General features: G+C 41.8%; 12 protein-coding genes and 2 tRNA genes. 10 read left to right on the plus strand and 4 right to left on the minus strand.

Features of this window, described 5'->3' with window-relative positions:
• Positions 1-23 precede the first annotated feature (23 nt).
• From F907_RS10010 to miaE, 10 genes are all read left to right on the plus strand, one after another.
• Positions 24-479 carry an acyl-CoA thioesterase gene (locus tag F907_RS10010; RefSeq protein ID WP_016652041.1) on the plus strand — a complete coding sequence of 152 codons (456 nt, stop codon included), beginning with the start codon at positions 24-26 and terminating at the stop codon, positions 477-479.
• 163 nt (positions 480-642) lie between these two features.
• Positions 643-2,460 (plus strand): translation elongation factor 4, encoded by a 1,818-nt coding sequence (gene lepA, locus F907_RS10005; RefSeq protein WP_005242499.1) that lies wholly within the window; start codon positions 643-645, stop codon positions 2,458-2,460.
• A gap of 74 nt (positions 2,461-2,534) precedes the next feature.
• On the plus strand, positions 2,535-3,398 hold the full coding sequence (gene lepB / locus F907_RS10000) for a signal peptidase I (RefSeq protein ID WP_016652042.1): 864 nt from the start codon (positions 2,535-2,537) through the stop codon (positions 3,396-3,398).
• 24 nt (positions 3,399-3,422) lie between these two features.
• Positions 3,423-3,800 carry a DUF4845 domain-containing protein gene (locus tag F907_RS09995; RefSeq protein WP_016652043.1) on the plus strand — a complete coding sequence of 126 codons (378 nt, stop codon included), beginning with the start codon at positions 3,423-3,425 and terminating at the stop codon, positions 3,798-3,800.
• Positions 3,769-4,464 (plus strand): ribonuclease III, encoded by a 696-nt coding sequence (gene rnc, locus F907_RS09990; RefSeq protein WP_005274161.1) that lies wholly within the window; start codon positions 3,769-3,771, stop codon positions 4,462-4,464. The genes F907_RS09995 and rnc overlap by 32 nt, the downstream gene beginning before the upstream one ends.
• Positions 4,465-4,468: 4 nt before the next feature.
• A complete protein-coding gene (gene era, locus F907_RS09985) occupies positions 4,469-5,494 on the plus strand; it encodes a GTPase Era (RefSeq protein WP_016652044.1) in 1,026 nt (341 codons plus the stop codon).
• A gap of 12 nt (positions 5,495-5,506) precedes the next feature.
• Positions 5,507-5,692, plus strand: a complete 186-nt coding sequence (locus F907_RS09980; protein ID WP_016652045.1) for an NF038104 family lipoprotein — start codon at positions 5,507-5,509, stop codon at positions 5,690-5,692.
• Positions 5,693-5,701: 9 nt separating this feature from the next.
• A complete protein-coding gene (recO, locus tag F907_RS09975) occupies positions 5,702-6,409 on the plus strand; it encodes a DNA repair protein RecO (protein ID WP_016652046.1) in 708 nt (235 codons plus the stop codon).
• A 54-nt stretch (positions 6,410-6,463) separates the two neighbouring features.
• Positions 6,464-7,192 carry a pyridoxine 5'-phosphate synthase gene (gene pdxJ / locus F907_RS09970; RefSeq protein WP_016652047.1) on the plus strand — a complete coding sequence of 243 codons (729 nt, stop codon included), beginning with the start codon at positions 6,464-6,466 and terminating at the stop codon, positions 7,190-7,192.
• A 4-nt stretch (positions 7,193-7,196) separates the two neighbouring features.
• Complete coding sequence (miaE, locus tag F907_RS09965; protein WP_016652048.1) at positions 7,197-7,853, plus strand: MiaE family protein; 657 nt, start codon at positions 7,197-7,199, stop codon at positions 7,851-7,853.
• A 105-nt stretch (positions 7,854-7,958) separates the two neighbouring features.
• Here miaE and F907_RS09960 read toward each other — a convergent pair.
• The 4 genes from F907_RS09960 to F907_RS09945 form a co-directional block, all read right to left on the minus strand.
• Positions 7,959-8,034, minus strand: a tRNA-Asn gene (locus F907_RS09960).
• A gap of 9 nt (positions 8,035-8,043) precedes the next feature.
• Positions 8,044-8,119: transfer RNA gene (locus F907_RS09955), tRNA-Asn, on the minus strand.
• A 142-nt stretch (positions 8,120-8,261) separates the two neighbouring features.
• The gene (locus F907_RS09950; protein WP_005274171.1) at positions 8,262-9,488 is read right to left on the minus strand and encodes a multifunctional CCA addition/repair protein; all 1,227 of its coding nucleotides are present in this window, start codon (positions 9,486-9,488) and stop codon (positions 8,262-8,264) included.
• A 96-nt stretch (positions 9,489-9,584) separates the two neighbouring features.
• On the minus strand, positions 9,585-11,855 hold the full coding sequence (locus F907_RS09945; RefSeq protein ID WP_016652049.1) for an NADP-dependent malic enzyme: 2,271 nt from the start codon (positions 11,853-11,855) through the stop codon (positions 9,585-9,587).
• Between the last annotated feature and the right edge of the window lie 80 nt (positions 11,856-11,935).

The following is an 11,935-nucleotide window of genomic DNA, read 5'->3' on the forward strand; positions in this document are numbered from 1 at the left end:
GTCGTGATGAAATACGCAAAATTATGAGTACGATTTTTGATCTAAAAATACAAGTTCAGCCTAAACATATTGATGTATTGGGGCATGTCAATAACGTTATGTATATCCAGTGGATGCAAGATGTTGCTTCAGCACATATCGAGACATTGGGTTTAGGTCTAGCTCAATATCTAGAGCTGAAACATGCCATGGTGGCAGTTGAACATCATGTGCAATATCGTAAGGCAGCACTGGAAGGTGAGGAAGTCATTTTACGGACATGGCTGGATGATATTAATGCCCTCTATTCATTCCGCCAGTATGCGTTCTATCGCCCTAAAGATCAGAGTATTTTATTTGTTGGTAATACCAAATGGGCCTGTATTGAAATCGAAACAGGTCGACCAAAACGAATGTCACCGAGTTTTACCCAAGCTTATCAGCCGATTGCTACGGATTTAGATCCGATGGATTTCTCTATTTCATATGAAGCAGTTTGATTGACTTAAATGTGAGTAAATTGTTCAGTCTTAGCAATGAAAGCTTTTATTATTTTGAATACTTTGAAAAGCTGTTCTGTTATAATCCCGAGCAATTTTATTAAACCATTTGGCTCATTACTTTTCTTAAGTACAGAGCGTTCTATTTTTCTTAAGGTAACCCATGGCGCAAGCTAAAAAATCCGTAGATATCAAAAATATACGCAATTTCTCGATCATTGCTCATATTGACCATGGTAAGTCGACTTTGGCTGACCGTTTTATTCAAATGTGCGGTGGCTTACAAGATCGTGAGATGCAAGCTCAAGTATTAGACTCTATGGAGCTTGAGCGTGAACGTGGGATTACCATTAAGGCTGCATCGGTAACCTTGTACTACACGCATCCAAATGGCCAAGAATATCAATTGAATTTTATTGATACTCCAGGGCACGTTGACTTCTCTTATGAAGTATCACGTTCTTTAGCAGCCTGTGAAGGTGCATTGTTGGTCGTAGATGCTGCGCAAGGTGTTGAAGCACAGTCTGTCGCAAACTGCTATACCGCAATTGAACAAGGCCTGGAAGTTTTACCGATCTTAAACAAAATTGATTTACCACAAGCAGAACCAGAGCGTGTAATTCACGAAATTGAAGAAATTATCGGAATTGAAGCGACGGATGCACCGACCTGTTCAGCAAAAACAGGTTTAGGGGTTGAGGGTGTTTTAGAACGTTTGGTGGATGTGATTCCTGCACCAGAAGGTGATCGTGATGCACCTTTACAAGCATTGATTATCGACTCATGGTTTGATAATTACCTTGGTGTTGTATCGTTGGTTCGTATTAAACAAGGTCGTATCCGTAAGGGCGACAAGATGTTGGTGAAATCGACAGGCCAAACACATCCAGTAACTTCAGTGGGTGTATTTAATCCGAAGCATACCGAAACTGACATCCTCGAAGCGGGTGAAGTGGGCTTCGTGATTGCAGGGATTAAAGATATTTTTGGTGCGCCAGTGGGGGATACGATTACGCTTGCAGCAACACCAGAAGTTACAACTTTACCAGGTTTTAAAAAGGTTAAGCCACAGGTCTATGCGGGTCTGTTCCCGATTGATTCAAGTGACTTCGAGCCGTTCCGTGAAGCGCTGCAAAAATTACAGATCAATGACTCGGCTTTATTTTTCGAGCCTGAAAGTTCGGATGCATTGGGCTTCGGTTTCCGTTGCGGCTTCTTGGGCATGCTGCACATGGAAATCGTACAAGAGCGCTTAGAACGTGAATACGATCTGGATCTGATCAGTTCTGCACCAACGGTTATTTATGAAGCATTGACCAAGAAAGGCGATATTATTTATATCGACAGCCCTTCAAAAATGCCTGATGGTTCAACGGTTGAAGATCTACGTGAACCAATTGCTGAATGTCATATTCTGGTGCCGCAAGAATATCTGGGTAACGTCATGACTTTGTGTATTGAGCGTCGTGGCGTACAAAAAGACATGAAGTTCTTGGGTAATCAAGTGTCAATTACCTTTGAAATTCCAATGGCAGAAGTGGTCATGGATTTCTTTGATAAATTAAAATCGTGCTCGCGTGGTTTTGCTTCACTAGACTATAACTTTGTGCGTTTCGAGAGTTCAGCTCTGGTTAAGGTTGATGTTTTAATCAATAGCGAAAAGGTTGATGCCTTGGCAATGATCTGTCACCGTCAAGACGCGCGCCATCGTGGTATTGCATTGGTTGAGAAGATGAAAGATCTGATTCCTCGCCAAATGTATGATGTTGCGATTCAGGCGGCGATTGGTGCGCAAATCATTGCTCGTTCTACTGTAAAAGCCATGCGTAAAAACGTATTGGCAAAATGTTATGGTGGTGACGTGTCACGTAAGAAGAAACTTCTTGCGAAGCAGAAAGAAGGTAAGAAGCGTATGAAGCAAGTGGGAAGTGTTGAAATCCCACAAGAGGCATTCTTAGCTGTATTGAAAGTTGATCGATAAAGAAACATGAGGCTGGGGAAACGTTTTGTTTTACCCAGTCGCGAGACGAGCAGTAAAACTGCAAGAGAGGGTTTGTGGATTTTGATTTTAACTTGATTCTGGTACCAGCAACACTGATTTTCTTTTTAGTGTGGTTACTGGATAAGTTGGTATTCAAACAACGTGCAACACGTGGGCGTAATCAAGAGAATTTTGTCATTACATGGGCATATGACTTTTGGCCAGTGTTAGCAGTCGTGCTCGTGCTACGTTCTTTCTTATATGAACCATTTAACATTCCATCAGATTCTATGGTCCCAACCTTGGAAACTGGTGATTTTATTTTGGTGAATAAGTTTGATTATGGTGTGCGTTTGCCTATCGTTAATTCTAAAATTATTGATGTCGGTGAACCCAAACGTGGTGAAGTGATTGTATTCCGTTATCCACCACAACCTACGATCAGCTATATTAAGCGTGTGGTGGGTTTACCAGGAGATCATATCCAGTTTAAAGAGGGGCAATTGGTCATTAATGGTCAACAAATTGCAAAGGTTGAGACACGATTTGCACGTGAAAAAGATCAGCAAGATACACCAACTGCACTTTACTTTAAAGAAACCTTGGGTGAACACCAGCATTTGATCCGTTACTTGGAAGGGCGAAATCCTTTGGTTGAGCAATTCCAGTTTGCACAATTGCGAGGTGCTGAAGCATTGATTCCATTTGTTGCCAAAGAAAATGATGTATTTATCAAAAGTAATGGGCAAGATTGGGAAGTCACTGTACCGAAAGGCCAATACTTTGCCATGGGCGATAACCGTGATCAAAGTGCAGACAGTCGTTTTTGGGGCTTTGTACCTGAGGCGAATTTAACAGGTCGCGCTTTTTATGTATGGATGCATAAAGAACCTGGTTTTAATCTTCCAAGTTTTAACCGAAATGGTAAGATTGACTAATAAAAATAGATAGGAAATAGACAGATGCGTAAATCTCAACAAGGGACTTCGTATATTGCAATTTTATTTGGGGTGGTGTTGTTTGCAATTGCTGTTAAGGCGGCAATTGCGATCTGGCCAGCATATTGGGACGATAAACTGATTAATACTCAGATTGAGGGTTTATTAAAAGAGAGCCCTCCGAATATTACGCCGAGTAAGTTCGCGTCTCAGATGGATCAGCGTTTTGATATGAACGGGATTCGTGATCTGCATTTTAAAGATATTGCGCAAGTGACTTATAAAGACGATCTTGTGGTGATGAAGAAGTATGAAATACGTAAGCCTTTCATGCTGAATATCAGTTTAGTTATGACCTTTGAGAAGACTTTTGACCAAAAATCTGCAAAACAAGCTCAATGATACACGGCTGCAAGGGCGCTTAGGTCACCAGTTTAAACAGTTTGACTTGTTAAAACTGGCTTTGACCCATCGCTCGGTCAGCCATAAACATAATTATGAACGCCTAGAGTTTCTAGGCGATTCATTATTAGGGATGATCGTCGCAAATTATTTGTACAATGCCTATCCATTGGAAAATGAAGGTCGTTTAACGCGAATGCGTGCGACTTTGGTTCGACAGGAAGCGTTGGGAAAAATCGCAAATGATTTGCAACTAAGCCGGTCATTAATTTTAAGCACAGGCGAGTTAAAATCTGGTGGACATCACCGCGAGTCGATTTTGGCGGATACCGTAGAAGCCATCATTGGTGCTATTTATTTAGACAGCAATGATCTCAACTTACTGGAACGCATTGTGCTAAAATGGTATGAACCATATCTGGATCATATCGAACCGACAGATCAACTGAAAGACCCGAAATCACGTTTGCAAGAGTATTTACAAGCACGTAAAAAACCTCTCCCAGTTTACGAGGTTGTAGATATTCAAGGTGATGCCCCGAACCAACATTTCAAAGTGGAATGTGATGTAACGGGATTGCCAAAAATTATAGGCGAGGGCTCAAGTCGTCGTTTTGCCGAACAAACGGCAGCGGCAGAGATTTTAAAATTATTGGAGCAATAACCTGATGTCTCAATCAAATGAAAATAAGCCAGAAGCAATTGAACAGCAAGATGGCAATAACTTAATTGATCAATTTTTTAGTTCTCAAGGAACTACAATTCCTTCAGATTTCAAAAGCGGTTTTGTTGCCATTGTCGGTCGCCCAAACGTAGGTAAATCTACGTTGATGAATCATTTACTGGGTCAAAAGTTATCGATTACTTCACGTAAGCCACAAACTACGCGTCACAAGATTGTGGGGATTGATTCACGTGAGAAATCTCAGGCCGTATTTGTTGACACGCCAGGGATGCACAAAAAAGAAGTACGTGCCATCAATAAGATGATGAACCGTGCCGCACACTCAGCATTGCGTGATGTGAACTTGGTTTTATTTGTGGTGGATGCACAGAAGTGGACTCAAAACGATGAATTGGTTTTGGAAAAACTTAAAAATGCAGAAATACCTGTCATTCTTGTGATCAATAAGTTAGATACTTTTGAAAATAAAAATGAAGCTTTACCACTGATTCGCGAGCGTGCAAAGTTAATGAACTTTGCTGAGATTGTTCCTGTTTCTGCACTACGTGGAGCGAATCTGGAACACCTGCGCGATACCATTGAGAAGTATTTGCCGTATCAGCCGCCTTTGTATTCATTAGATCAGATTACTGATCGTTCTGAACGTTTCCTTGCGAGTGAAATCATTCGCGAGAAAATCATGCGTCAGTTGGGTGAAGAGCTTCCATATGATTTGACCGTACAAATCGAATCGTTTAAAACTGAAGAAGCGACTGTAAATGAAAAAACAGGTCGTTTAAAGCCACCTTGTACTTATATTGATGCAACCATTTTCGTAGAGCGTCAAGGTCAAAAAGCCATTGTAATTGGTGATAAAGGTGCGAAGCTGAAAAGTATCGGAATGGATGCGCGTGCAGACATGGAAAAAATGTTTGAACAGAAAATCATGCTCACACTTTGGGTGAAAGTCAAAGGGGGTTGGTCTGATGATGAGCGTGCTTTAAAAAGTTTGGGTTATAGCGATATTTAAAAAGGATTAGGAATGATTAAAGCACTCATGGTTTTATCCTGCATCTTTTTGTTACAAGGGTGTATTACTAAAGTTGTTACCGTCCCAGTCGAAGTGGCTTATAAAACCACGAAAGGGGTCGTGAAGGGAACGGCTGCAGTTGTGGGTGCTGTAATCCCAGGCGGTGATGATAAAAAGGATGAAAAAGAAAAGGACTAGTATCGTTCTATGATGCGTAATGAAGTCCTGCATGGCTATTTGATTCATCATCGTAAATATCGTGAAAAAAGCCATATTGTGCATTTATACACACAAGAGTTTGGTCGGGTGGATGGAATTTTAAGACAAATTCCACCGCCGCAATACCAGCCGATTCGTTTGCAAGCCACAGGAAAATCTGAGTTGAAGAATTTCACCAAACTTGAAATTCTGAATCAGCCTGTATTTTTTCATGGTGATGCTTTCTTTGCTGGTTTTTATTTGAATGAAATTTTATTGCGATTATGCCCTCTAGAAGAGGCAATGCCACAAAGCTTTGAACAATATCAATTGATATTATTACAATTACAGCAATTGGCTTCCCATGAGCAATCGGCTCTATTTTTGCGGCAAATATTACGTCAGTTTGAGCATGTTTTACTGCAAGAACTGGGTTATGCGATTGATTTTTCAATAGATGCAAATCAGCAGAAAATCTTGCCGCTTCGGCATTATCAATTTCAGCTCAATGATGGTTTTTTACCAGTTTCACAAGCTTCGCGCTCTACGCTCGGAGGGGCTTTGATTGCATCAATGCAATGTTATGAAGATGGTCAGAATTTTTCTCCCGAACAACTGCAATTATTAGGTAAACTATATCGCCAAATGATTAGCTCATTGTTAGGTGATCGGCCGCTGAAAAGCCGTCAACTCTGGATTCAAAATACGCAAACTTGATTTCTTTGATGCATTGATGATGTAAACAAAGAGATAAACGATAGGATATTTTTTATGGCTGCAATCTTAGGTGTAAACATTGATCATGTTGCGACGTTAAGACAGGCACGTGGTACAACTTACCCTGATCCAGTTCAGGCTGCTTTGGTTTGTGAAGAAGCGGGTGCTGAGGGGATTACTTTGCATTTGCGTGAAGATCGCCGCCATATACAAGATGATGATGTGCGTCGTATGCGTCCATTATTAAAAACGCGAATGAATCTCGAATTGGCTGTGACGGATGAAATGGTTGAATTTGCTAAAGAGATCAAACCTCAACACGTGTGTTTTGTCCCTGAACGTCGTCAAGAAGTCACCACAGAAGGTGGCTTGGATGTGGTGGGTCACTTTGAAAAGGTCAAAGCTGCAACTGAAGCATTGAAAGCGATTGGTAGCGATGTCTCTTTGTTTATCGATGCTGACTTGGCACAAATTGATGCAGCGGTGGCGTGTGGCGCACCGACGATTGAGATTCATACAGGCGCTTATGCTGATGCTGAGACAGATGAGCAGCAACAGGCAGAATTAGCGCGTATTATCAAAGGTGTAGAATATGCTGCTGCTAAAGGTTTGGTGGTGAATGCTGGCCATGGTTTGAATCTGGACAATGTTGCTGCAATTGCTGCAATTCCACAAATTCATGAACTCAATATTGGTCATTCGATCATTGCAGATAGCGTATTTGTTGGTTTGACTCAAGCAGTAAAAGATATGAAAGCAGCGATTCAGGCTGCTGTGAGATAGTTGAATGAGTAGTGTAAAGTATGAAGAGCTGATGCAACCTGTAATTGATTTTTTGGGTTGCACGACTCCTCAAGCATGGTTGGATGAGGCTGTTAATAATTTAGACACTTTAATGCAGGATCATGCCAATTGTGAAAAAAAGGCAGCCGGAACAGCGATGAATCTCATGTTTCGCTACAACTTCTTTACCGACTTGCAGGTGAAATTAGCACAATTGGTACGTGAAGAAATGCTGCATTACGAGCAGGTGTTAGAATTCATGACCAAACGTGGCCAAGAATGGAAGGGGCTAAGTGCGGGACGTTATGCGGGCGAATTGCGTAAAGAAATCCGGACTTATGAGCCTGAAGCCTTAATCGATGTCATGGTTATTGGTGCATTTGTAGAAGCGCGCTCTTGTGAGCGTTTCTATTCGCTTGCACCCATTGTTGATGATGAGTTGGGGCGTTACTACCGTTATTTGCTTAAGTCTGAATCTCGTCATTTTGAGGACTATCTGGCATTGGCTTTGGATGTTGCGAAAACAGCGAAATTAAAAGACCCTGAAGAAGACATTCAACGGCGTATTGAACATATTCGTGAAGTGGAAAAAAATCTGATTTTAACTCCAGACAATACCTTCCGTTTCCACAGTGGTGTACCTGCAAAAGTTGCAGCTTAATTTACGATAAAAAGGCCTCTGTATCTCAGAGGTCTTTTTTATTGGCTTATATTTTTATTGGGAATAAAAAAAGCCCTGATCAATGATCAGGGCTTTTTAGAATCTTGGCTCTCCCACCTGGGCTCGAACCAGGGACCTGCGGATTAACAGTCCGTCGCTCTACCGACTGAGCTATGGGAGAATAGTAGATTGGCTCTCCAACCTGGGCTCGAACCAGGGACCTGCGGATTAACAGTCCGTCGCTCTACCGACTGAGCTATTGGAGAATCTGATGCGCATTTTAGGCATGAAAAGCGGATGCGTCAACAACAATAGTAAAGAAAATTAATCGTTTGCTTGATTAATAGTCTTTTCTGGTCAAAGTGAAGTAAATTTGCTTAAAAATGACCTTATTTACTTAAAAATTAATCAGTTATTGTGAAGTTCCTTAAATTTGGCAAGTGCATCAATTCGATATTGAATCAGCATTTCACCAATTTCTGGACCTGTAACATGTTCAGGTAAGTCCTGAGCGCGAATATTGCGCACAATTTCCATGGCATCTAAAACAAACTGTGCCTGAGGATAAGGACGCTGCTCCAAACCTAAGCGGCCCTTAGCATCGCATTCACATGCTTGTACAAAGGCGACGACTTTCTCGGGACGACGCAGTACATCTAAGCGCTGTAATAGCCGCCATAACGTGCCTGGTTTGAGATTCTTGATCTGATGGCATTTCAGATGCTCTTTGCAGACGATCAGCGCCAAATTCTTTAAATGTGTAGGTACTCTTAAGCGGTCACAAAGGTCGGTCACAGGCTGGATACCACGCTCTTCATGCATAATGTGCCGTGGTAGTTCGTCTACAGGGGTAAGTGCCTTACCTAAATCATGAACCAGTACTGCAAAACGGACATCCAACGCATATTTTGCTAAACAAGCTTGTTTAAGCGCCATCAATGTATGAATACCACAGTCGATTTCAGGGTGATATTCTGGCCGTTGCGGTACCCCAAAAAGGGCATCAATCTCGGGGAATAAAATCTTTAAGGCGTGACAATCTCTTAAGGTTTGGAAGTAAATATCGGCGTGATCTTCCAGTAAAGCACGGGACGTTTCTTTCCAGACTCGTTCAGGTGTTAAAGCATTTAACTCGCCAGATTGAGCAATATCTTGCATCAATTGCAGTGTTTCATCTGCAATTTTAAAGCCATAGGCTGCATAACGGGCAGCGAAACGAGCCACGCGAAGAACACGTAAAGGGTCTTCGGTAAACGCATCCGAAACATGGCGCAGGATTCTCTGCTCTAAATCTTGTTGTCCACCATAAGGATCATAGATGTTACCTGCTTCATCCATGGCTATGGCATTAATGGTTAAATCACGACGGATCAGGTCTTCTTCTAGTTTAACAGTCGTGTCCGTGAAAAATTGAAACCCGTGATAACCAATGCCTGACTTACGCTCTGTACGTGCAAGTGCATATTCTTCTTTTGTTATTGGATGTAGAAATACCGGGAAATCTTTTCCCACGGGTTGATAGCCTTCGGCGAGTAATTGCTCGGGCGTTGCTCCAACCACCACATAATCTTTTTCGTGATAGGGGTGGCCGAGTAAATGATCCCGAACAGCACCGCCTACTAAATAAACTTGCATGAAAAAACCTCTATTCTTCACACAATCATGCTACAGAATAGAGGTTTTCTCAAGCGTTAAGCGAAGCTTTTCAAGAAAAGCAGAGCTTAAATAGATTTAGTTTTGGCTTTGCTGAATTTCCGCAACCGTTAATGCTGTCATATTCACCAAGCGACGCGTTGTTGCTGTAGGTGTAAGAATATGAACAGGTTTTGCAGCGCCTAATAAAATAGGACCAATGGTCACATTATTACCAGAAGTTGCTTTTAACAAGTTGAATGAAATATTGGCTGAATCAAGGTTCGGCATAATCAACAAGTTTGCAGAACCTTTGAAACGTGAATTCGGGAATGCAAAATGACGGATGTTTTCATCTAGAGCTGCATCACCATGCATTTCACCTTCAACTTCCAGTTCCGGAGCTTGTTCCGACAGTAAACGGTAAACTTCACGCATTTTTTGAGCGCTTGGATCAGTTTGGTCACTACCAAAGCTTGAGTGAGACAGCAGGGCAACACGTGGTGTAATACCAAAACGACGGACTTCTTCTGCTGCTAAAATAGTCATTTCAGCGAGTTGAGCCGCGGTTGGATTAGTGTTGACATAGGTATCTGCAATAAATAAATTGCGATCTTCAAGCATCAATGCATTCAAGGTAAAGAATGTGCTGCGACCTTCTTTTAAGCCAATGATATTCTTTACGAAATCTAAGTGAATATCATAGCTTGAATAGGTTCCGCATAACATACCATCTGCTTTGCCAAATTTAACCAGCATTGCTGCGATTAAAGTAGAACGACGACGGGCTTCACGTTGTGCATATTCAACAGTGACACCTTTACGCTGCATGATTTGATGATATTCTTTCCAGAAATCGTCATATAAAGGATTCTTTTCTTGATCGACGATTTCAATATTCACGCCATGCTGTAAACGTAAACCTAACTTTCGGATGTTGTCTTCAATAACAGCGGTACGACCAATTAGAATTGGTTTCGCTAAGCCTTCATCTACAACAATCTGAACAGCACGCAATACACGTTGGTCTTCGCCCTCAGCATAAGCAATACGCTTTGGATCTGTTTTCGCTTGAGAGAAAATTGGCTTCATCAGGAATGCTGAGTTATAAACAAACTCAGAAAGTCGTTGACGATATGCCGAGAAATCTTCAATTGGACGGGTCGCAACACCAGAGTCCATTGCTGCTTTTGCTACAGCAGGTGCAATTTCTAAAATCAAACGCTGATCAAGTGGACGAGGGATTAAATAGTCACGACCGAATGAAGCTGATTTTTCACCATAAGTTGCTGCATCTGCTTCAACATGTGCCATACGCGCAATGGCATGTACACAAGCAATTTTCATTTCTTCATTAATTGTTGTTGCACCAACATCAAGTGCACCACGGAAGATATAAGGGAAGCAAAGTGCATTGTTCACTTGGTTTGGATAGTCTGAGCGACCTGTTGCCATAATGGCATCTGGACGTACTTCATGCGCATGTTCAGGCAGAATTTCAGGATCTGGGTTTGCGAGTGCAAAAATAATTGGATTTTCAGCCATTTCCTTAACCATTTCTTTGGTTAAGATTCCAGCTGCTGAAAGACCTAGGAACATGTCTGCGCCAGTCATCACTTCATGGAGTTGGCTTGCTTGAATGTCTTGCACATAACGTTTTTTAGACTCATCCAACCCTTCTCGAGAAGTAGTGAGAAGACCGCGAGAGTCGGCAACAACGATATTGGCTTTATTTACACCTAAAGCACAAAGTAAATCTAAACAAGAAAGGGCAGCAGCGCCTGCGCCTGATGCAACGATTTTAATTTCATCAATCTTCTTATTGACCAGTTGCAAAGCATTGAGCAAAGCAGAACCAACAATAATACTGGTACCATGTTGGTCATCATGGAAGACTGGAATTTTCATGCGCTCGCGAAGTTTCTTTTCAATGTAGAAACATTCTGGCGCTTTGATATCTTCCAGATTGATACCACCAAATGTCGGTTCTAATGCAGCAACGATATCCACGATCTTGTCTGGATCATTTTCATCAATTTCGATATCGAATACATCAACACCAGCAAACTTCTTGAACAGAACGCCTTTACCTTCCATTACAGGTTTAGATGCGAGTGGGCCAATATTTCCTAAACCAAGCACGGCTGTACCATTACTCACAACCGCGACCAGATTTCCGCGTGCTGTATACTTTGCAGCGGCAGAAGGGTCTCGTTCGATTTCCAAACATGGAGCAGCAACGCCTGGAGAATATGCAAGCGCTAAATCTCGTTGGTTCACGAGCTGCTTGCTAGGCGTCACACTGATTTTTCCTGGGGTTGGAAATTCATGGTAATACAAAGCGGCTTGTTTTAAAGATTGATCGTCCATCTGAGTCTCGTTTGTTCCGATAATAATCAGACATCTAGCTGTCTAATTACGATATTAAGATAAGTGCACAAGAATATAGC

This window comes from Acinetobacter colistiniresistens (assembly GCF_000413935.1).
In the GTDB taxonomy this organism is placed as follows: domain Bacteria; phylum Pseudomonadota; class Gammaproteobacteria; order Pseudomonadales; family Moraxellaceae; genus Acinetobacter; species Acinetobacter colistiniresistens.

Excerpts from the sequence above, each read along its gene's own strand:
- F907_RS10010 (WP_016652041.1), top strand. The coding sequence starts at position 24 with ATGAGTACGATTTTTGATCTAAAAATACAAGTTCAGCCTAAACATATT.
- lepA (WP_005242499.1), top strand. The coding sequence starts at position 643 with ATGGCGCAAGCTAAAAAATCCGTAGATATCAAAAATATACGCAATTTC.
- F907_RS09995 (WP_016652043.1), top strand. The coding sequence starts at position 3,423 with ATGCGTAAATCTCAACAAGGGACTTCGTATATTGCAATTTTATTTGGG.
- era (WP_016652044.1), top strand. The coding sequence starts at position 4,469 with ATGTCTCAATCAAATGAAAATAAGCCAGAAGCAATTGAACAGCAAGAT.
- F907_RS09980 (WP_016652045.1), top strand. The coding sequence starts at position 5,507 with ATGATTAAAGCACTCATGGTTTTATCCTGCATCTTTTTGTTACAAGGG.
- recO (WP_016652046.1), top strand. The coding sequence starts at position 5,702 with ATGATGCGTAATGAAGTCCTGCATGGCTATTTGATTCATCATCGTAAA.
- pdxJ (WP_016652047.1), top strand. The coding sequence starts at position 6,464 with ATGGCTGCAATCTTAGGTGTAAACATTGATCATGTTGCGACGTTAAGA.
- miaE (WP_016652048.1), top strand. The coding sequence starts at position 7,197 with ATGAGTAGTGTAAAGTATGAAGAGCTGATGCAACCTGTAATTGATTTT.
- F907_RS09950 (WP_005274171.1), bottom strand. The coding sequence starts at position 9,488 with ATGCAAGTTTATTTAGTAGGCGGTGCTGTTCGGGATCATTTACTCGGC.
- F907_RS09945 (WP_016652049.1), bottom strand. The coding sequence starts at position 11,855 with ATGGACGATCAATCTTTAAAACAAGCCGCTTTGTATTACCATGAATTT.